We start from the raw sequence: 20879 nt of genomic DNA on the forward strand, positions 1-20879 counted from the left end.
CACCCAGGAGTGTTGTCGAGGCTGACCGCTGCCTCGTTCGTCACACACCCCTGGAGTAGAGCTTCATGCTTTCCACACCTGTATTTTCTGCACCCTCCCGACCCGCATTGTCCTCGCGATCGGTCTCGACGTTGCCGACGCGGCTGCGTCCTCCCGACCTGCTGCGGATCACCGACCAAGGCGCATCGGACGTCCTCGAAGGTCGTTTCGACCACCTGCTGCCCGGCGGTGGGCTGTGGCCTACCGACGAGCGCTGGGCCACTCGACTGCACTCCGACGACGATCTGGACCTCTGGTTGATCAGCTGGGTTCCCGAGCGATCCACCGAACTGCACGATCACGCCGGATCGCTCGGTGCACTGACCGTCCTGAGTGGGTCCCTGCTCGAATATCGTTGGGCAGGAACCGAACTGAAGGAGCGTCATCTCGACGCTGGAGATCAGGCGGCCTTCCCGCTGGGATGGGTGCACGACGTGATGCACGATCCGGCGTCTACCACGACCGGGCCCACTCTCAGCGTGCACGCATACTCACCGCCACTGACGGCGATGTCCTACTACGAAGTGACAGAGCGCGCGACTCTGCGCCGCACCCGCAGCGAGCTCACCGACGAACCCGAGAAGGCCACACGATGACCATCCACACCATGACCATCGTCGACATGCTCGAATCCGCTCGCGAGGCCATCGACCGCATCACCGTCTTCGAGCTGCGCGACGCAGTCGACCGCGGTGCCGTCGTGATCGACATTCGCCCGCAGGCCCAGCGTGCCGTCGAGGGAACGCTGCCCGGCGCGCTGGCCATCGAACGCAACGTTCTCGAATGGCGTCTGGATCCCACCAGCGACGCGCGTCTGGCGATCGCCACCGACCACGACGTCGAGTGGATCGTCATCTGCTCCGAGGGCTACACCTCCTCGCTCGCGGCCGCGTCGCTCAAGTTGCTGGGTCTGCACAAGGCCACCGATCTGGTCGGCGGCTATCAGGCCCTCAAATCGGCCGGGCTGCTCGGAGTGTTGACGCAGGCCAAGCACTGTGTTCGTGAGGCAGAGGCCGTCGCAGCGCACTGACCGTCCTTACACGCTCGGACTGTAAAGTATGTGCGCGTGAGTGATACAGCTTCTACCCAGCCCGCCGACGACACCCCGGAGCAGCTACGGATTCGTCGTGCCAAGCGCGCTGCGCTGCTCGAGCGCGGGGTCGAGGCGTACCCGGTGTCGGTTCCGCGGACCCATTCCCTGCTCGAGATCCGCACCGAGTTTCCCGAGCTCGAGGCCGACACGACCACCGGTCTCATCGTGGGAGTCGTCGGCCGCGTCATCTTCGTCCGCAACACCGGCAAGCTGTGCTTCGCCACGCTGCAGGAGGGCGACGGTACCCAGCTGCAGGCGATGATCAGCCTGGCCGGCGTCGGCGAGGACGCCCTCGCAGCATGGAAGGCCGATGTCGACCTCGGCGACTTCGTGTTCGTGCACGGAGAGGTGATCAGCTCCCGTCGCGGCGAGCTCTCGGTCATGGCAGACGCGTGGCAGATCGCGTCGAAGTCGTTGCGGCCGTTGCCCGTCGCGCACAAGGAACTGAGCGAAGAGACGCGCATCCGGCAGCGTTACCTGGATCTGATCACCAACCCGACCTCGCGTGAAACTGCGCGCAAGCGCATCGCCGTGGTTCGCGAACTACGCAACGCGCTCGAGCGTCGCGGCTTCCTCGAAGTCGAGACACCGATGCTGCAGACGCTGCACGGCGGTGCCGCGGCCCGGCCGTTCGTTACCCATTCCAATGCCATGGACACCGATCTCTACCTGCGGATCGCGCCGGAGCTGTTCCTCAAGCGATGCGTCGTGGGCGGCATCGAGAAGGTATTCGAGATCAACCGCAACTTCCGTAACGAAGGTGCCGACTCCTCGCACTCGCCGGAGTTCGCGATGCTCGAGACGTACGAGGCCTACGGCACGTACGACGATTCGGCGAAGATGACGCGTGAGCTCGTTCAAGAGGTGGCCATGGCCGCGCTCGGATCCACGGTCGTGACGTTGCCCGACGGCACCACCTACGACCTCGGCGGAGAATGGACGACGCTGGAGATGTACCCGTCGTTGTCGGAGTCGCTCGGGTTCGACGTCACCCCCGACACCACCGTCGACGAACTGCTCGCGATCGCGGACAAGGTCGGGCTGGACGTGCCGCGCAAGGACGGCGTCCCGATCTACGGCCACGGCAAGCTGGTCGAGGAGCTGTGGGAACACCAGGTGGGTGACGCGTTGACCGAGCCGACGTTCGTTCGCGATTTCCCCGTCGAGACGTCCCCGCTGACGCGGCAGCACCGGAGCAAGCCCGGCGTCACCGAGAAGTGGGACCTGTACGTTCGCGGATTCGAGCTGGCGACCGGATACTCCGAGTTGATCGACCCGATCATCCAGCGCGAGCGTTTCGAGGACCAGGCTCGTCAGGCTGCGGCGGGCGACGACGAGGCGATGGTTCTGGACGAGGACTTCCTCGCCGCGATGGAGCAGGGCATGCCGCCGACCACCGGAACGGGCATGGGCATCGACCGTCTGTTGATGGCGCTGACCGGCCTCGGCATCCGCGAAACGATCCTGTTTCCGATCGTCAAGCCCTCCCAGGCCTGATCGGTCGGTACAGCGCTGTTCGCCAGCAGCGGACATCGAATGGGAAACGTTTTGCATTGTGCCTGCGTTATGAACAGTAAGCAGGCAAGGCAGTCCGTATTTGCGGGCGGTCGCGCAGCATTTCAGGGGTGGAGGGTCGGCGTTCGTAACGTCGGCCAACTACAGTGAGTACCAGTCTTACCTTCAAATGCACAAGCGACCTCAGCGTATGGACACTGCGGCGCTAGAAGAACTGGTGGGCGAGCTACCACCCACCAAGAAGTGAGGGAGAGCGATGTTCGAGAGGTTCACCGATCGCGCGCGGCGTGTTGTCGTCCTGGCTCAAGAAGAAGCCCGGATGCTCAACCACAACTACATCGGCACGGAGCACATTCTGCTCGGCCTCATCCACGAGGGCGAAGGCGTCGCCGCCAAGTCTCTCGAGTCGCTGGGCATCTCCCTCGAAGGAGTACGCAGCCAGGTCGAGGAGATCATCGGCCAGGGCCAGCAGGCTCCGTCCGGTCACATCCCGTTCACCCCGCGCGCCAAGAAAGTACTCGAGCTCAGTCTGCGTGAAGCACTGCAGCTCGGCCACAATTACATCGGCACCGAGCACATCCTGCTCGGCCTGATCCGCGAAGGCGAAGGCGTCGCAGCTCAGGTTCTGGTCAAGCTCGGAGCCGACCTCAACCGGGTACGCCAGCAGGTCATTCAGCTGCTGTCCGGTTACCAGGGCAAGGAGCCGTCCGAGAGCGGCAGCGGCCGCGGCGAGGCGGGCACCCCGTCCACGTCACTGGTCCTCGATCAGTTCGGTCGCAACCTCACCCAGGCAGCACTCGAAGGCAAGCTCGACCCGGTCATCGGTCGCGCGAAGGAAATCGAGCGCGTCATGCAGGTGCTCTCGCGTCGTACCAAGAACAACCCTGTTCTGATCGGCGAGCCCGGTGTCGGTAAGACGGCCGTCGTCGAGGGACTGGCGCAGGCCATCGTCAACGGCGAAGTTCCCGAGACGCTCAAGGACAAGCAGCTCTACACCCTCGACCTCGGCTCGCTCGTGGCCGGCAGCCGTTACCGCGGTGACTTCGAGGAGCGCCTGAAGAAGGTGCTCAAGGAGATCAACACCCGCGGCGACATCATCCTGTTCATCGACGAGCTGCACACGCTCGTCGGCGCGGGTGCTGCCGAAGGTGCCATCGATGCCGCGTCGATCCTCAAGCCGAAGTTGGCTCGTGGTGAGCTGCAGACGATCGGTGCCACCACCCTCGACGAGTACCGCAAGTACATCGAGAAGGATGCCGCACTCGAGCGTCGTTTCCAGCCCGTCCAGGTCGGCGAGCCGACCGTCGAGCACACCATCGAGATCCTCAAGGGTCTGCGCGATCGCTACGAGGCACACCACCGCGTCTCGATCACCGACGGTGCACTCGTCGCGGCCGCCACGTTGGCCGACCGGTACATCAACGATCGGTTCTTGCCCGACAAAGCAATCGACCTCATCGACGAGGCGGGCGCGCGGATGCGCATCCGCCGGATGACCGCGCCGCCGGACCTGCGCGAGTTCGACGACAAGATCGCCGACGCGCGCCGGGAGAAGGAATCGGCCATCGACGCACAGGACTTCGAGAAGGCTGCGAACCTGCGCGACAAGGAGAAGACCCTCGTCGGTCAGCGTGCCGAGCGTGAGAAGCAGTGGCGCTCCGGCGATCTCGACGTTATCGCCGAGGTGGACGACGAGCAGATCGCCGAGGTTCTGGGCAACTGGACCGGCATCCCCGTCTTCAAGCTCACCGAGGAAGAGACCACTCGTCTGCTCCGCATGGAGGACGAGCTGCACAAGCGGATCATCGGTCAGGTCGAGGCAGTCAAGGCCGTCTCGAAGGCGATCCGTCGTACCCGTGCAGGTCTGAAGGACCCGAAGCGTCCGTCGGGCTCGTTCATCTTCGCCGGCCCGTCCGGTGTCGGTAAGACCGAGCTGTCGAAGGCTCTCGCGAACTTCCTCTTCGGTGAGGATGACGCGCTGATCCAGATCGACATGGGCGAGTTCCACGACCGCTTCACCGCCTCGCGTCTGTTCGGTGCTCCTCCCGGATACGTTGGGTACGAAGAGGGTGGCCAGCTCACCGAGAAGGTTCGCCGCAAGCCGTTCTCCGTCGTGCTGTTCGACGAGATCGAGAAGGCCCACCAGGAGATCTACAACACGCTCCTGCAGGTGCTGGAAGACGGTCGTCTCACCGACGGCCAGGGACGCACGGTCGACTTCAAGAACACCGTGCTGATCTTCACCTCGAACCTCGGTACCTCGGACATCTCGAAGGCAGTGGGCCTCGGCTTCTCCTCGGGCGAAGGCACCGGCTCGAACTACGAGCGGATGAAGCTCAAGGTCAACGACGAGCTGAAGAAGCACTTCCGCCCCGAGTTCCTGAACCGTATCGACGACATCGTCGTGTTCCACCAGCTCACCAAGGACGAGATCATCCAGATGGTCGATCTCATGCTCAACCGAGTCGAAGGTGCGCTCAAGAACAAGGACATGGCGATCGAGGTCACCGAGAAGGCGAAGTCGTTGCTCGCCAAGCGCGGATTCGACCCCGTCCTGGGTGCGCGGCCACTGCGTCGCACCATCCAGCGCGAGATCGAGGACCAGTTGTCGGAGAAGATCCTCTTCGGCGAAATCGAAGCCGGCCAGATCATCCTGGTCGACGTCGAGAACTGGGACGGCGAAGGCGCAGGCGAGGACGCGAAGTTCACGTTCCGCGGTGAGAAGAAGGCCATCATCGTCCCCGACGAGGTCCCGGTCGATCTGGCCAAGGCCACCGGAGACAGCGACAGCGAGTAAGTTCTACCAGCTCCACACAACGGGCGATCCTCTTCGGAGGGTCGCCCGTTGTCGTGTGTCCACCCGGCGTCCGCCCCGTTCGCGTCAATGGACCCTTGCACTCTTCAGACGTCTGCAAGGGTTCATTCACGCAGAAGCTGACTCGGCGTGAATGGACCGTTGCACCGTTCAGACGTGTGCAGTGGTCCATTGACGGAGTGCCCGGGCGGCGAGAGCACCAGCGATGATCGCAAGTTCGGCCAGCACGATCCAGAACAACAGGGTCACATCCGGGGCCCAGCGGGAAAGGGTCGAGATGGGGGTACCGGTGAGCATCGGCATCCCGAAGTACAGCGTTCCGCCGGCAATGACGGCCATCAGGATGTGCGCAGGTGCCCATCGACCCGGGGCAGTCCTGATGCGAAGCAGGATTCGGCCTGCGCACAGTGCCAGCAACACCGCGAGTGTGCTCGACGCGATCAGCGCGATCTCGTACATGCCGAGGCCGGTGCTGCGGGGCTCGTCGATTCCGAGTCGGTTGAGGACGAGTGAGCGGGCCGCCGACGCCAGGTTTTCGGCCTCCAGTTCGCCGTATCTGTTGGCCGCGAACACCACGGCCAGATGGCGTTCGGGAATCAGCGCAACGTGCGTGAAGTAGCCGGGAACCGCTCCGGAATGCCATCGCATTTCGGTACCGTCGGGCAACGTTTCGACGTACCACCCGTCTCCGTATGCCGTGCCCGAGCCGGTCGGCACCGGGTCGAGTCTGTTCGACGCCGGGTCGGCCAGTTGCCGCGCTGCGTAACGCGAGAGTTCGTCGATCGAACCACCGAGGTAGCCGTAGCCGAGTCCGGCGGCATCTATCCCGGTGTCGACACGTCGGGGTAATCCGAAGAACGGAACGTGTCCGGGTGCGACGGCACTCACGGTGTGCACTCCGGTTTCACGAGCCACGACGTTCGCAAACGGTTCGGCAGTGATCTTTTCGACGATGGCCTGCAGCAGTAGGTAATTCAGGCTGGAGTATCGGAAAGTGCCGCGCTCGGCAGCGGTGACGTCGAGGGTGGGCACGACGTCGAGTGCCCGGTCGGTTCGTCCCCACACATCGAGTCGGGCGACGTCGTGGGGGAGTCCGCTGGTGTGGTGGATCAGGTCGGTGATCGTGACGTCGTCGGGAAGGATCGAATCGCTCTCCGGGAGAACCGAATTCACGGTGCCACCTAGATCGAGGCGATGTTGCGAGGCGAGAGAGTGCACCGTCGCCGCCGTCACCGACTTCGACACCGAACCCCAGACGAACGGCGTGCCGTCATCGATCGGCGCACCGTGTCCGTCCACCCCGTATTCGACGTTCTCGATGACCTCACGTTCGGAGACCACTCGAAAAGCCACTCCCGGCAGGCCCAATTCCTGGGCGACGACCTCGACATCCGACGCGGTCTCACCACCGGGCAAGGTAGGCGATGCGGTCAGGACTGCTGCGACGGTCAAGAGGGCGTGCACGATTCGCATGGATGGAGTGAACCAACGTCACCGGGGTCGACGCCTCGGTGAACACCCTGATTTCACACCTGAGATCAGCTCGAGCGCACGAGGTCGGCGATCCAGGGCAGGACGTCGGAGTATGCGGCCAGAGACCCGGGGAGGTGGTTCGCACCCTTGTAAGGGATGGCTGGAAACTCGTACTCGCGGTAGGTGATCCGGGCACCCAGATCCTGCCAGCGCTCGAGCAGAGTTCGACTCTGCTCGACGGGGACGGTGTCGTCCTCGACCGCATGCGACAGGTACACCGGCATGGCGGGGGCGATGCGGCCGACGGTGTTCGCTGCGGTCACCTCGACGAAAGCTGGGTTGCTCAGCTGCTCGATCAGTGGTCGGCCGTCCCGGGTGAGCTCGCTGGTGTGCACGATCTCGGTGGCCGCGGGGTCGGTGGTGCACCAGTTCTGCGCGGCATCGAGCGCGGCGACGCCGTCGGAGTCGAAGAAGCTGCGGATGTTCTCCGCTCGTTCCGGGTAGGAGTTGATCATGCCGTCGACGGCGAAGAGTACGGCGCTGCCGAGAGTCGTGTTGTCCAGGTTGTCGATGTTGAGCGTCGGATCTGCCGGTGGTGCACCGACATACGCCCCGACGATATCGAGGTCCGGGGCGTACGTGGCAGCGAGTTCGGCGGCGGCTCCCGACGCGAATCCGCCTTCGGAGTAGCCGAACAACACGACCGGGGTGGCTGGGTCGGCGTCTGCCGCTCTGGCTGCGTCCAGCAGAGCGCGGCCCGAGGCGAGCCGGTTCAGATACGTGTGTCCGCCGGGAGTGCCCAGCCCCTGGTAGTCGGTTGCGACGACGCGGTATCCGGCCAGGAGCAGCGGCAGGATGGCCGGGGACGACCCGACGGTGCCGAGAACGGCCGATCCAGCGCAGCGGTCGGCCATGCCGGAGGTGCCGGGCGCGTAGGCGATCACCGGCCGCGGGCCGGGGCCAGGCCACGGAGCGGTGGGGGTCATGGAGTACCCGGACACGACCATGGGGTGGTCGTGAGTGTCGTTGGACCGATAGAGAATGCGTTCGATGTCGAAGCCCAATCCGAATCCCTTGGGTGAGGTGACCGGCTTTGTCCGCACCACCTCGCCGGGGGCCGCTGCGGCGATGGTCGGGACGGGCGCGTCGTAGAAGTCTCGTAGTGAATCGGCGCTCGCCACCGGGGTCGACACCACTGCGCTCGCCAGGATCACCGTCGACGCGATCGCGAGTGCGTACACGCACTTCTTCATCTGTTGCATCCTTCGTGTCGAGATTCCCGCACTCGATGGCCCGGCCGTGCCGCCGACGTTAGCCTGAGTATCGGTCCTACACAGGGTCGACAACGAAAGGATTGAAGTCCGATGCCAACTCGTACCTCACGCACAGCTTGGAACGGCACTCTCGAGCAGGGTTCCGGCCAGGTCGAGCTGTCCAGTTCCGGCGCAGCGACTTTCGACGTGTCGTTTCCCAAGCGCGCCGCCGAGAATGCCGACGGCACCACCAGCCCCGAGGAACTGATCGCAGCTGCTCACTCGAGTTGCTACGCGATGCAGCTGTCGGCCCTGATCGCCGAGGCGGGTGGTACCCCGCAGAGCCTCGAGGTCACCGCCGACGTCTCGCTCGGTCCCGACCAGCCCGGGTTCAAGTTGACGGGTATCAAGCTGACCGTTCGAGGCGAGGTCGACGGTCTCGACGCAGACGGGTTTGCGAAGGCTGCTCAGGCCGCAAAAGAAACGTGTCCCGTCAGCAAGGCGCTGACCGGCGTCGACATCACTTTGGATGCGTCTTTGGAGGGCTGAACAGACGCGGGGCCCGATGTGAGACTGGCGAACGATCGTCAGGTTTGAAATAGTTCGTTAATTGACCCATCTACGGATGATTCGGTGACGAATCGAGGTCAAACGTCGGGTTCGATCGGCTGTTGCGTACGTTCGGGGTACGCACCGAGCGGCCTAGGAAGGATCGGCCCACCATGTTGTGGACGCGCTTCCTGGGTCTCGGTGCGATTGCGGTGGTGGCCTACGCGATTGCCCCGCAGGGATTACCCCGGAACGCGATCTACGCAATCGTGGTCTCGGCCACAGTGGCCGCCTTCGTGCATCGCTACGTGGGTGAACCCGGCCCGGACAAGCGGACGTGGAAGTACATGGCCGTCGGCTTCGGCAGCTGGGGCATCGGGGACGCGCTGATAGCTGTGATGAAGATCGACGGTGGTCGGGTGCCGACGTTCTCCGCTGCCGACGTGCCCTACCTTCTGGGCTACGCGATCCTCGCAATCGGGTTCGCCCGGGCCGCCGACGAGAACGGTCTGGTGTTCGGGCTGGAGGAACTGTACGAGTGCCTGATCGTCGCCGTCGGATTCGGTCTCGTCACGTGGGTGTTCGTCATCTCCGACGGCTCGACCCGGTCGTTCTCGGAGGCCATGGCCCTGTGGCCGGCAACCGCATACCTCACCGTCGACGCGTTCTTGCTGACCCTCGTCGGCAGTTTGTACCTCGTCACCCGGTCGGCCACAGTTCCCCTTCTGGCCGCGGCAGCAGGGGTACTGATGCTCGTATCCGCCGACTTCGCGTCCTACGCCGCCGCGAGCAATACCGAGGTCTACCGATCGACGATTCCGAACGTGTTGTGGTTGGCCTCGTACGTCTGCTTCGGAGTGGTCGCCCTGCACGATGTGCAGAAGTCGGCCAGGCGAGCCGCCCGGCCCGGTCCGTTCAAATTCGGTAGGGGACGGTTTTTCGGACTCTCGGTTGCGGTCGCCGTGACACCGACGGTGATGACTGTGCAGCTGGTCCGCGGCGTCCCCGTCGAGCAATGGGGTTGGGTCATCGTGGGATCCTCGGCGCTGGTCATCCTGCTGGTCGGATTCCGAATGGCGCGCTTCGTGCGGACTCTGCGACTGCAGGCCGCCATCCTCGCGGACGTTGCACGTACGGACGCTGTGACCGGACTCGCCAGTCGGCGTCTACTGCGGGAGCGGTTGGACACGATGCTCGCCACTCGAGGTGATTCGGACGTCTTCACGCTGGTGGTCGACATCGACCGCTTCGCGCAGATCAACGAGACGTTCGGTTACAGCGTGGGCGACAGCGTGCTCCGTGAGATCGGCCATCGACTCGTCGCATCGGTTCGATCCGACGATCTGGTCGGACGCCTCGGTGGTGATCAATTCGTCGTGGCGATGCGCAGAAGTCCCGATCGGATCGATGTGTGCGAGACCGCCGCACAGCTGCAGTTCGCCGTCAGTCGCAAGATGTTCGTCCACGACATCAACGTCGCCCTCGACGCGACGGTCGGAATAGCGGCGATCGAAGAGTCGGCGGCACGTGCACACCGGCCGGAGGGCGCGTCGGCGACGCCGATCGACGGTGAGGCGATGATGCAGCAGGCTCATGTGGCGCTGACCGCGGCCAAGGCAGGGCAGACCCGAGTCGGTCGATACGAACCCGACATGGATCGTGACCGCCACGATCAGATGCGGTTGCTGGGCGAGCTCGACACTGCGATTCGGGATCATCAGCTTCGGGTGTTCTTCCAGCCGTGCCTGGATCTGGAATCGGGCAGCGTCGATCGCGTCGAAGCTCTGCTGCGGTGGCAGCATCCACGTGAGGGCTTGATCGGGCCGTCGATCTTTCTGCCCGACGCCGAGCGCACCGGCATGCTGCCCGCCATCACCGCGTTGGTGCTCGACGAGGCGCTGGCGCAGTGCAGCGCGCTACGGCGAGGCGGCATCAATCTGTCTGTCTCGGTTAATCTTTCGGTCCGAAATTTGCTCGACGAGACACTCACCGAACAGGTGTCGGCTGCGCTGGCCAAGTACGCGATGCCCGCGCACACCCTGGAATTCGAGGTCACCGAAACAACCGCGATGACCGACCCGGTGCGTTCGGTGAACGCGCTGGCGTCACTGCGCAGTTTGGGGGTGACCATTGCTATCGACGATTACGGCACCGGGTACAGCTCGTTGGCTTATCTGCAGAGTCTGCCGGTGCAGACGCTCAAGATCGACCGCTCGTTCGTGTCGAAGATGAACACCGACGACACCGATGCGTCGATCGTGCGCTCGACCATCGACCTGGCTCGAAGCCTCGGGGTACGAGTGATGGCAGAGGGGGTCGAGGACGCGGGCACGCTCGATGCGCTCCGACTGCTCGGGTGCGACGGTGCCCAGGGCTACTTCCTGGGTAGACCGATGCCCGCAGAGTTCCTGGCCGACGCCGTGACGAAACTTGATTCGGAGACGCCGACGAAACTCGAGTGGGAACTCGCTCGCGAACGCATCTGAGCGGCGTTGCTCACGATGTGGCAGGCACGTCCAGCACTACCTCGAATTCGAGCAGTGACGCTCCCGACGAAACCGGTTTGCCCTCACCGGAACCGGCGTGTGCCTGGCGAGACGGTCCACCGGACCAGGCCTGGAACGACTCCTCGTCTTCCCATTGGGTGACGACGAAGTAGCGCGATTCACCCTTGACCGGCCGGAGCAACTGGAACCCGAGGAATCCGGGGGAGCCGTCGACGGTTCCGGCACGCGCGGCGAAGCGCTTCTCGAGTTCGGGGCCTGCGCCCTCCGGTACGTCGATCGCGTTGATCTTCACAATGGCCATGCTCGCGAGATTACTCCGCCGTTATGCTCGGCGGTGATGCTCTACGACGAGGGTGGATCCGGCCGTTCGATACTGCTGCTGCACGGGTTGATGGGCAGTGCGGCCACCTGGCGTCGACAGGTTCCGTGGCTTCGAGAATTCGGGCACGTGCACACCTACGACGCACCCGGGCACCGGCGGCCGGCACCGGCCGAGCTCACGACCGAGTCGTTCGTAGCGGACCTTCTGCAGAATCTGGAGTGGCTCGGCCCGAGTGTGTTGATCGGCCATTCGATGGGGGCGCTGCACGCCTGGTGTGCGGCAGCGCGGCGACCCGACCTGGTGACCGCTCTCGTCGTCGAAGACATCGCGCCGGACTTCCGCGGCCGCACCGCCGACGATTGGGCCACCATGATGAGGGCATGGCCGCAACCCTTTCCCGACGCGGATGCGGTGCGTGCGTTTTTCGGAGACGTTGCAGGACAATACTTTCTGGACTCCTTCGAGCGCGATGACGACGGCTGGGGACTGCACGGCGACATCGACACTTTCGAGGCGATCTCGCAGGAATGGGGTACGCGTCATTTCTGGGACGAATGGGATGCCGTCGATGCTCCGGTGTTGCTGATCGAGGGCGAACACACCATCACACCGGCCGGGCAGATGAGACAGATGCACGTACGCAATGCCGAATCGACGTATGTGCGGATCGAGAACGCAGCGCACCTGATTCACGACGAGTGCCCCGAGCGATATCGCACGGCCGTCGAGGGGTTCCTGCGCACACTAAGATGATCCGATGCCGCTCGCGAAGCTCAACGGAATCGACCTCAACTACGACGTGACCGGCGACGGCCCACTGGTGGTGTTGGTGATGGGCACCGGTAGTCCGGGACGAGTGTGGCGAACCCATCAGGTTCCGACCCTGGTGAAGCAGGGATACCGGGTCGTCACATTCGACAATCGCGGCATCGCACCGTCTTCCGAGTGCGCGGGCGGGATGACGCTCGACGACCTGGTGGCCGACACCGCCGCCCTGGTCGAGCACCTCGGTGGTGGCCCCGCGCGCGTCGTGGGCACCTCGATGGGGGCTCGCGTGACCCAGGAATTGGCTTTGGCCCGGCCGGATCTGGTGTCGCATGCAGTGATGATGGCCACCTTCGGCAGGACCACCACCTTTCGTGCGCAGATGTCGAAGGGCGAGAAAGATCTCCACGACGCCGGAATCGAACTTCCCGCGTCGTACCGCGCGGCAATGACTGCGATGCAGAACTTTTCACCGAAGACCCTGGCCGACGACAGTGCGATCGGTGATTGGCTGGCAGTTCTCGAATATTCGGGCGGCAGGAAGACGGCGGGAATGCGGGCGCAGATCGGACTCGAAATGCGTTCCGGAACAGACCGATTGGCGGCGTACCGCGCAATCAGGGCGAAATCTCTGGTGATCGGATTCGCTGATGACCGCATGATTCCGGTACAGCAGTGCCGCGACGTTGCCGCCGCGATACCCGGTGCGCAGTACGTCGAAATCGCCGACACCGGTCACTTCGGCTACCTCGAACGCCCCGATGCGGTCAACGCCGCGCTCGTGGAGTTTCTCTCGCGGTAGCGAACTATCCTGCGTCGGAGGACACCTCGGTCTACGAGGTGAGTGCGCCCAGGCGCTCGCGAGTCTCCTCGAGGGCGGCTTGTTGTCGATCCAATCGGTCCGACAGTGCGTCCACCTCCGCACGAAGTCGGGGACACATGTCCAAGGTGATGCCGTGGTCGCCGTTTTGTGCGCATTCGAGGTACCGAGCGATCGTGGCCGTCGTGAGCCCCGCGGCGATCATCGACTTGATCTGCAGCACGCGCAGCACGTCGGATTCGGCGTACACGCGGTAGCCGTTGGCATCGCGGTGGGGGACGAGCACCTCGCGACTTTCGTAGTGGCGCAGGGCGCGCGCCGACACCCCGGTTCGTGCAGCGAGCTCGCTGATCAACATCTCTGCCCCTCTCGCACTTGACCTTCTCGCCGGTGTCAACCCTTATCGTCCGGCAGTATGGCATTCACAACCAGCAGACGAGCGGTGATCTTCCACGGATACAGGGCAACGCCCGACGATCACTGGTTCGGTTGGCTCGCCGAGCAATTGGACAGCGTTGGAATCTCCGCGCACATCCCTCCGTTGCCGGATCCCGCGTCGCCGAATCGGGATTGCTGGGAGGCAGAGATAGCAGCGACGCTCGGGACGCCGGGGCCCGACACGATCGTGGTGGCGCACAGCCTTGGATGCCTCGCCGTACTGCGGCACCTCGCCACCCTCACGGGGCCATGGCAGTTGGGAACGCTCGTCTTGGTCTCGGGGTTCGTCGACAGGCTACCTGCGCTACCCGTTCTCGACGGCTTCGTTGCCGGCGGTGTGATGCTGTCGACGATGCAGGACCACATCGAGTCGATCTCGATCCTGCGATCGGACGACGACCCGATCGTTCCGCCTGCGCACACCGATCGGCTGGCTCGACTGCTCGACGCGTCGGTGCAGATCGTCCCCGGTGCGGGCCACTTTCTCGCCGGCGACGGAGTCACCTCCCTGCCACCCGTCTTCGATGCGGTGGCCTGATTTCGCTGACGGTCCGGCATCTGGGTAGCGGCTCGGTAGCTGCTCTCAGCCGTCCGAACCCTCGCCCGCGAGGGCGAACAATCCCGATTCGGTTTGTTCGATCAATCCGTCGGTCAGCAGCGAATCGAGAGCTCGGTCGCGCTGGGTCGGGTCGGTGGGCCAGACGATGTCGAGCTGAGCTCGCTCGACGGGGCCGGTGCTCTCGCGCAGCACCGACATGAGTTTGCCGCGAACCTGTCGGTCGGTGCCCGCGAACTTCTGGACCTTCTTCGCGGGCCCGGTGTGTGCCGGTCTGCCCGCCTCGATCCAGGCGCACTCCGGCAGCGGGCACAGCAGGCACGCCGGATTCTTGGCGGTGCAGATCAACGCGCCGAGCTCCATCAATGCCGCCGAGTATCGGGCGGCCCGTGGGACGCTCACCGGAAGCAGCTGTTCCACATCGGCCAGATCCCTCGATGTGGAGGGATTTCCGGGCTCGGCGTTGCCGTGCTGTGCACGTGCGACAACGCGTCGAACATTGGTGTCCACCACCGGAACTCGCTGACCGTAAGCGAAAGTCGCGACCGCTCTTGCTGTGTAGGCACCGATGCCCGGCAGGCTCAGCAGTGTCTCCACGTCGTCCGGCACCTCGTCGCCGTACTCCTCGGCGAGCACTCGCGAGCACTCGTGCAACCGCAGCGCTCGACGCGGGTAGCCCAACTTGCCCCACGCACGCAGTACCTCGGCCTGCGAGGACGCGGCCATCGCCGAGGGCACCGGCCACCGCTGCACCCACTGCTCCCAGATGGGTGCCACCCGCACCACCGGAGTCTGCTGCAGCATGATCTCGCTCATCAGGATCTGCCAGGCGCTGACGCCCGGACGACGCCACGGCAGGTCGCGTCCGTCGGTGTCGAACCACCCGAGCAGAGCCTCGGCATCGATCGGCAACTGTGCGCCCTTCTTCTCGTGTCTGTGATCGAGATCAACAGTAGTGAACCCGACTCGCCCCGCGCCCGCTCCGCGTGCACAATGAAACCCATGCCTGCTTCGAATCCGATCGCTGCCTGGAAGTCACTCAAGGAAGGCAACCAACGGTTCGTCTCCGGAGAGGTCCTGCACCCGTCGCAGGGCATCGAGGACCGTGCTCGTCTCGAGAGCGCTCAGCATCCCGGTGCCATCCTGTTCGGCTGCGCCGACTCGCGCGTTGCGGCCGAGATCATCTTCGATCAGGGCCTCGGTGACATGTTCGTCGTTCGCACCGCCGGTCACGTGGTCGACTCCGCCGTCCTCGGTTCCATCGAGTACGGCGTCGCGGTGCTGAACGCGCCGCTGATCGTGGTGCTCGGTCACGACCACTGCGGTGCAGTGCAGGCGACCGTCGATGCCCTCGAAAGCGGAGACGTCCCCGGTGGCTACATCCGCGACGTCGTCGAACGCGTCACCCCGTCAGTGCTCTCGGCGCGACGTGACGGTCACGAGGCGGTCGACGAGTTCGAGGCACGACACGTCCAGGAGACCGGCAATCTGCTGATGCAGCGCTCGCGCATCGTGGCCGAGAAGGTAGAGGCCGGGGAACTCGCGATCGTCGGCCTCACCTACCAGCTGTCGAAGGGACACGCGCAGCTCCGCGAGGTCATCGGCGAGATCGGCGAACAGCCCGCCTGACTCCTGCCCGAGCACGTGCGAGCGAGTCGTTCGCGCGACACGCCGCGTGGGCTCAGGGAAAGGTTGCCTCCGGCCGCATACGGTTGATTCGTGTTGGAACCGAGCGGGCCTTTGCCTCCCGAAATCTATTGGCGACGCCGCGCGCTCGCCATCGGTGCGGCCGTCGTCGTCCTCGGATTGATCGTGTGGTTCATCGCTTCGCTCAGCGGCGGTTCCGACGACACCGAGGCCGCACCGGCCGGTGTCGTGTCGGCACCGGCATCGACCTCGGCTCTGCCATCACCCAGTTCGTCCGCCACCGAAGGTGATTCCGGCGGCTCGGGTGGCTCCGGCGGCGGTTCCGGTGGATCGGGCGGATCAGGTGGAGGCACCGACTCTGCAGCCGGCGGTGGAGCAGCAGTGACAACCAGCGGTGCACCGGCTCCGGTGATCGCCAATCAGTGCCCGGACCAGTCACTCGCAATCAAGGTGACGCCGGAGAAGGCCACCTACCGTCTGGGTGAAGAGCCCGTGTTCACCGTGGTCATCACCAACATCGGCTCCGCCGAATGTCAGCGTGACGTCGGTGCCGGTCTGCAGCAGGCGCTGGTCTACACCCTCGACAATCAGCGCATCTGGTCCAACGTCGACTGCTTCCCCAACGCCGCGTCCGATCTGCGTACCTTCAAGCCCGGCGAGCAAGCCGGATTCACGGTCAAGTGGTCGGGTACCAACTCCGTCCCCGGTTGCGGTGAAGAGCGCATCCCGGTGGGTGTCGGTGCATACCAGGCGATCGCGCAGCTCGGCGAGCTCAAGAGTGTGCCGGAGCCGTTCAACATCACCGGCTGAGTACGGTCGAATCTCATGACCACTTCGACAGCCCTCGCCCGTGCCGCCTACAAGACTCTCGAACCCTTTCACGTCACCGCCTACTTCAATCCCGAGTTGGGGACGGCCTACGAGGACACCGGACTCGACGGTCATGCCTGGTACGTCGGTGCACGGGCCGCGCCGATGGGTCCGTGCGCGCCGAGTGTCGTTGCGGCTGCGTTCTACAACTTCAACCCGGTGCTGATCGAGCGCGCGTGGCCTGCCGCTGTGGCCGTCGGTCTGGATGCGGTGTCCGACCGTCGGTGGGCACTGCTCGATTCCGTTCTCGGCACCGCTCTCGGCTCCTTGGCCGACGACCCGGCGCTCGCCACGTTGGCGGGCCGTCTGGGCGATATCGGCGACACCGCCTCGTTCGCCGGTCGGCCGCTCTCGGCAGCGTGGCATTCCACCGAACGACCCGACGTGCCGCATCTTGCCCTCTGGCATTCGATCACCGTTCTGCGTGAATGGCGCGGCGACGGCCACCTCGCCGCCTTGATCGACGCAGAACTCGACCCGACGGAAGCGGCCGTGTTCCACGAGGCCGTCCGCCCGACCCCGCAGCCCGGCCGCCGAGCACTCGGCAAGCGCATCACGCAGCTGACGAGGCAGTGGTCCGAGAGCGAATGGGACTCGGCCGCAGAACGACTCGCCACCCGCGGACTGCTCACCACCTCTGCCGACGGCGAGACTTTGACCGACAACGGCACCGCTCTCGATCAGCACATCGAAGACCGCACCGACGCCATGGCGTCGGCGGTGTGGAACAACGTCCCGGACGCGGAGCAGTTGATCACGAGCGCACGGCCGTATGTGAAGGCCGTGATCGACGCCGGTTTCCTGCCGGGGACGAAGAAGAAGGCGTCCTAGTCGTAAGGACCCGAGATCGAGGCCTCCGCCAGCCTGGAGAGGCCTTCCCTGATGTGTCGAGCCCACAGTCCACCGATTCCGTCGACCGATTGCAGATCGGCAGCAGTGGCGGCGAGCAGCCCCTGCAGCGTGCCGAAGGCACCGACCAGTCGATGAATCTGGCTGAACTGCAACCGCGGAACGCGCGTCAGTACCCGATACCCGCGAGGACTCATCGGGGTGTCGAGGGCTTCGATGGTTGCGGGGTAGCCGAAGGCGCGGGCAAGAGTTGTCAGATCCAGCAGATCGACGTCGGTCAGCTTGTCGAGGGCGGCGAGTGCCTTCTCCACCCCGGTGGTGCTCGACGGCTCGTTGCCGGCCAGGTAGTCGCGCACCACCAGTTGGCGATCGACGTCGTTGTCGCCCAACAACTCTTCGAGCTGCAGGGCGAGCTGGCGGCCGTCGGTGCCGAGTTCGAGGACGTTCTGTTCGATCTCCACCGACACTCGCCGCACCATCTCGAGCCGCTGCGCGACGGTCAGGGCGTCGCGCAGGGTCACGAAGTCCTCGATCTCGACGACCGAGAGCTGGCGAGTGTTCTCGTCGAGCCGGGCCTTGTATCGCTCGAGGGTCGCGACGGCCTGATTGGCGCGAGAGAGGATGGTGGCCGAGCCCTCGACGACGTGTCTGATGCCGCCGATGTACACGCTGACGATGCTCATCGACTGGCTCACGGAGACAACGGGATAGCCGGTCTGCATGGCGGTGCGCTCGGCGGCACGGTGTCGAGTACCGGATTCGACCGTGGGAATCTTGTGGTCGGGTACCAGCTGGACATTGGACCGAACGATGCGTTTGCCGTCGGTCGAAAGCACCACTGCGCCATCCATTTTCGACAACTCACGAAGCCTGGTCGGGGCGAACTCGACATCGAGCTCGAAGCCTCCGTCGCAGATCGCTTCGACTTCTTCGTCGTAGCCGAGGACGATCAACCCGCCGGTGCGGCCGCGCAGAATTCGCTCCAGCCCGTCACGCAGGGCGGTCCCCGGTGCGAGCCGAGCAATGGTCTCGCGCAACGCTGGGGACGGCGTGGTGCCCTCCATGGCCAACCCCCTCGTGTTCGTATCGGCGTCGTGCTGCGGATCTACTCGTGCGAACACAGAGTACTGCGCTGCTACATGCGGGCAGCCCGACAAAGAATACTGCCCGGTGTCATACGGGGCGCATACGCGTATAGGTCAACGCCTCGCCGACGTTGGTCACCGTCTTGACCTTGATGCCGTCGGGAATGGGGCCTGCGTCCTCGGGGACGATCGCGTAATTGAAGCCCAGTCGTGCAGCTTCGGCGAGTCGGCGGCCCAACCCGGCCACGCGTCGCACCTCGCCGGCCAGGCCCACTTCGCCCAGAATCACCATTCCCGCAGGGAGAGGTTGATCGCGCACGGCCGAGGCGACGGCCGCCGCGAGAGCGAGGTCAGCGGACGGTTCGCTGGTGCGCATGCCGCCGACGGTGGCCGCGTAGACCTCGGCCTTGGAGACCTTGACCCCGCACCGGCGTTCGAGGACGGCCAGGATCATCGCCACTCGAGCATGATCGAGTCCGCTGACCGCACGCCGGGGCGACGGCATCGCGGTGTCGACTATCAGTGCCTGCAACTCCGCCAGCAGCGGCCGCTTGCCGTCCATGGTGACCGTGACGGCCGTACCGGGGACGGCGTCGCTTCGATGATGCAGAAACAACCCGGACGGATCGCTGATGCCGACGATGCCGGTCTCTCGCAACTCGAAGCACCCCACCTCGTCGGAGGCCCCGAACCGATTCTTGACGCCCCGGATCATCCGCAGCGTTGAGTGCTTGTCACCTTCGAAGTTGAGCACCACGTCGACCAGATGCTCCAGCGACCGCGGACCTGCCACCGCGCCGTCCTTGGTGACATGTCCGACGAGCAGCACCGCCACCCCGGTGGTCTTGGCCAGGGTGGTCAGGGCACTGGTGATGGCGCGAACCTGCGTGACTCCGCCGATGACGCCGTCGACGTCGGCGGCGAGCATCGTCTGTACCGAATCGACGATCAACAGGCTGGGCTTGACCTGTTCCACATGGCCGAACACCGTGGCCAGATCGGATTCCGCGGCGAGGAAGACTCGCTCGTGTACCGCGCCGGTGCGGTCCGCGCGCAACCGAACCTGGCCGGCTGATTCCTCGCCCGTGACGTACAGCGCGCGGCGATCCGGTGCCGAGCGGGCCCACCGATGCACGACCTCGAGCAGCAGGGTCGATTTTCCGACTCCGGGCTCACCCGCGAGCAGAACGACCGAACCGGGCACCAAACCGCCGCCCAGTACGCGGTCGAACTCGTCGATCCCGGTGGTGTTGGCCTGAGACGTGGCACTGCTGATGGTCGTCAGAGCAGCTGCGGGCGTGGTCGGGATCATCGCCCCGCCGCCGGAACGCAGTGCCGATGCGCCTGCGCGGGAGGTCAGGGGAGCGGCGGTGGCCTGGACCTCGTCCATCGATCCCCAGTTGCCGCATTCGGGACAGCGCCCGACCCATTTCGAGACCGAGTGATGGCATGCGGAGCACCTGTAACTCGATTTCAGTTTGACCACGCACGGAGCCTAACGATCGGCACCGACAGGGTCGAGGTGGTGGTTACTCGCCTTCGCTGTGCTCGGACACTGCCTCTTCGGAGCGCTCGAGCTCGTGGCCTGCATCGACCGGAACGTTGACGACGACCTCGCCTGCGTTCGCGAACTCGAACGTGACCGGAAGGGTCAGGCCCGGACGTACGTTCTCGCTGATGTCGGCCATCTCGACCTTGATCAACTGGATCGGCAGAAGGGGATCGTCGAGCTGAACGTCGGCGGGCGAACCTGCACCGAGCGCGGTGAGTGGAGCGATCTCGTTGCTTCCCGATTCCGCCTCGTCGACGATGGTGATCTGCGCCTCGGGGGACGAGATGCCGGTCAGTTCGTCGGCCTCGGCGGGGTTGGAGTTGATGGCAGTGAAGCCGAGCTCGACGGTGCCGCCGGGCTCGATGCTGTACTCCTGCGAATCGGGGTACACCACGTGGACGTTGCGCAGCTGAATTGCCCCGACATCGGCGGAGTTGCCGTTGACAGCGGCGACCTGGGTGGCAGTCTGGGAAATCTGGCCTGCGCCGCACGCCGTGAGGGCGAGTGCGCCACCGGCGAGAAGAGCGAGAGTGGCGGCCACTTTGCGATGGCGGCCAAGCGGTGTCGCAGCGTCGATTGCAGTCACTTCGGTCGTCCTCCATGTGGTGCCGGGCCGGCTCGGTCCATCTCGTCCACTAGGCAGAGTAGTAGTTCTCGTCCACCGACCGCTCGTGGGGTCTGCCAGCGGCCCGATGATGCCAGGTGGGGGTGCCTGTCAGGAGAAGAACATG

20 protein-coding genes are annotated in these 20879 nt (G+C 64.9%); 12 read left to right on the plus strand and 8 right to left on the minus strand.

Features of this window, described 5'->3' with window-relative positions; translation table 11 throughout:
* Positions 1–65: 65 nt before the first annotated feature.
* The 4 genes from CH305_RS12505 (at position 66) to CH305_RS12520 (ending at position 5444) form a co-directional block, all read left to right on the plus strand.
* Positions 66–635, plus strand: a complete 570-nt coding sequence (locus CH305_RS12505; RefSeq protein ID WP_094703872.1) for a cysteine dioxygenase family protein — start codon at positions 66–68, stop codon at positions 633–635.
* Between the two features lie 11 nt (positions 636–646).
* Positions 647–1069 carry a rhodanese-like domain-containing protein gene (locus CH305_RS12510; RefSeq protein ID WP_094703986.1) on the plus strand — a complete coding sequence of 141 codons (423 nt, stop codon included), beginning with the start codon at positions 647–649 and terminating at the stop codon, positions 1067–1069.
* Between the two features lie 36 nt (positions 1070–1105).
* Positions 1106–2629: a lysine--tRNA ligase gene (lysS, locus tag CH305_RS12515; RefSeq protein ID WP_032380133.1), complete on the plus strand. Its 1524-nt coding sequence runs from the start codon at positions 1106–1108 to the stop codon at positions 2627–2629.
* Positions 2630–2903: 274 nt separating this feature from the next.
* Positions 2904–5444: an ATP-dependent Clp protease ATP-binding subunit gene (locus tag CH305_RS12520; protein WP_032380134.1), complete on the plus strand. Its 2541-nt coding sequence runs from the start codon at positions 2904–2906 to the stop codon at positions 5442–5444.
* A gap of 168 nt (positions 5445–5612) precedes the next feature.
* Here CH305_RS12520 and CH305_RS12525 read toward each other — a convergent pair whose 3' ends face one another.
* Together CH305_RS12525 and CH305_RS12530 are read right to left on the minus strand one after the other, a co-directional pair.
* Positions 5613–6935, minus strand: coding sequence for a serine hydrolase (locus tag CH305_RS12525; protein ID WP_094703873.1), 1323 nt, complete (start codon positions 6933–6935; stop codon positions 5613–5615).
* Positions 6936–7000: 65 nt separating this feature from the next.
* Positions 7001–8188 (minus strand): lipase family protein, encoded by a 1188-nt coding sequence (locus CH305_RS12530; RefSeq protein WP_094703987.1) that lies wholly within the window; start codon positions 8186–8188, stop codon positions 7001–7003.
* A 111-nt stretch (positions 8189–8299) separates the two neighbouring features.
* Between CH305_RS12530 and CH305_RS12535 the strand changes: the two genes are divergently transcribed.
* Both CH305_RS12535 and CH305_RS12540 read left to right on the plus strand, forming a co-directional pair.
* A complete protein-coding gene (locus CH305_RS12535; RefSeq protein ID WP_032401489.1) occupies positions 8300–8737 on the plus strand; it encodes an OsmC family protein in 438 nt (145 codons plus the stop codon).
* A 173-nt stretch (positions 8738–8910) separates the two neighbouring features.
* Positions 8911–11223 (plus strand): bifunctional diguanylate cyclase/phosphodiesterase, encoded by a 2313-nt coding sequence (locus CH305_RS12540; protein WP_052058239.1) that lies wholly within the window; start codon positions 8911–8913, stop codon positions 11221–11223.
* Between the two features lie 10 nt (positions 11224–11233).
* Here CH305_RS12540 and CH305_RS12545 read toward each other — a convergent pair whose 3' ends face one another.
* A complete protein-coding gene (locus CH305_RS12545) occupies positions 11234–11545 on the minus strand; it encodes an antibiotic biosynthesis monooxygenase (RefSeq protein WP_032380136.1) in 312 nt (103 codons plus the stop codon).
* A 36-nt stretch (positions 11546–11581) separates the two neighbouring features.
* Here CH305_RS12545 and CH305_RS12550 point away from each other — a divergent pair, with 36 nt between their 5' ends.
* Together CH305_RS12550 and CH305_RS12555 are read left to right on the plus strand one after the other, a co-directional pair.
* Entirely contained in the window at positions 11582–12319 is a 738-nt protein-coding gene (locus CH305_RS12550) for an alpha/beta fold hydrolase (protein ID WP_094703874.1), read from the plus strand.
* Between the two features lie 4 nt (positions 12320–12323).
* The gene (locus CH305_RS12555; RefSeq protein WP_032401491.1) at positions 12324–13133 is read left to right on the plus strand and encodes an alpha/beta fold hydrolase; all 810 of its coding nucleotides are present in this window, start codon (positions 12324–12326) and stop codon (positions 13131–13133) included.
* A 31-nt stretch (positions 13134–13164) separates the two neighbouring features.
* Here the strand turns inward: CH305_RS12555 and CH305_RS12560 are convergent, their stop codons facing one another.
* A complete protein-coding gene (locus CH305_RS12560) occupies positions 13165–13509 on the minus strand; it encodes a MerR family transcriptional regulator (protein ID WP_037149002.1) in 345 nt (114 codons plus the stop codon).
* A gap of 57 nt (positions 13510–13566) precedes the next feature.
* Here CH305_RS12560 and CH305_RS12565 point away from each other — a divergent pair, with 57 nt between their 5' ends.
* Positions 13567–14127 (plus strand): alpha/beta hydrolase, encoded by a 561-nt coding sequence (locus CH305_RS12565; protein ID WP_037148992.1) that lies wholly within the window; start codon positions 13567–13569, stop codon positions 14125–14127.
* A gap of 45 nt (positions 14128–14172) precedes the next feature.
* Here the strand turns inward: CH305_RS12565 and CH305_RS12570 are convergent, their stop codons facing one another.
* A complete protein-coding gene (locus tag CH305_RS12570) occupies positions 14173–15057 on the minus strand; it encodes an A/G-specific adenine glycosylase (RefSeq protein WP_094609379.1) in 885 nt (294 codons plus the stop codon).
* 90 nt (positions 15058–15147) lie between these two features.
* Between CH305_RS12570 and CH305_RS12575 the strand changes: the two genes are divergently transcribed.
* The 3 genes from CH305_RS12575 to CH305_RS12585 all read left to right on the plus strand — a co-directional run bounded on the left by CH305_RS12575 (position 15148) and on the right by CH305_RS12585 (position 17493).
* On the plus strand, positions 15148–15774 hold the full coding sequence (locus CH305_RS12575; protein ID WP_032401495.1) for a carbonic anhydrase: 627 nt from the start codon (positions 15148–15150) through the stop codon (positions 15772–15774).
* Between the two features lie 90 nt (positions 15775–15864).
* Complete coding sequence (locus CH305_RS12580) at positions 15865–16602, plus strand: hypothetical protein (protein ID WP_032401496.1); 738 nt, start codon at positions 15865–15867, stop codon at positions 16600–16602.
* A 15-nt stretch (positions 16603–16617) separates the two neighbouring features.
* Complete coding sequence (locus CH305_RS12585) at positions 16618–17493, plus strand: hypothetical protein (protein WP_032401497.1); 876 nt, start codon at positions 16618–16620, stop codon at positions 17491–17493.
* Here the strand turns inward: CH305_RS12585 and disA are convergent.
* From disA to CH305_RS12600, 3 genes are all read right to left on the minus strand, one after another.
* Positions 17490–18575 (minus strand): DNA integrity scanning diadenylate cyclase DisA, encoded by a 1086-nt coding sequence (gene disA / locus CH305_RS12590; RefSeq protein ID WP_032380142.1) that lies wholly within the window; start codon positions 18573–18575, stop codon positions 17490–17492. The genes CH305_RS12585 and disA overlap by 4 nt on opposite strands.
* A 109-nt stretch (positions 18576–18684) precedes the next feature.
* Entirely contained in the window at positions 18685–20082 is a 1398-nt protein-coding gene (gene radA, locus CH305_RS12595; RefSeq protein ID WP_032401498.1) for a DNA repair protein RadA, read from the minus strand.
* A 43-nt stretch (positions 20083–20125) separates the two neighbouring features.
* On the minus strand, positions 20126–20734 hold the full coding sequence (locus CH305_RS12600) for a hypothetical protein (protein WP_032401499.1): 609 nt from the start codon (positions 20732–20734) through the stop codon (positions 20126–20128).
* Positions 20735–20879: the final 145 nt, after the last annotated feature.

It is taken from the genome of Rhodococcus sp. 15-649-2-2 (assembly GCF_002258645.1).
GTDB lineage: Bacteria > Actinomycetota > Actinomycetes > Mycobacteriales > Mycobacteriaceae > Rhodococcoides.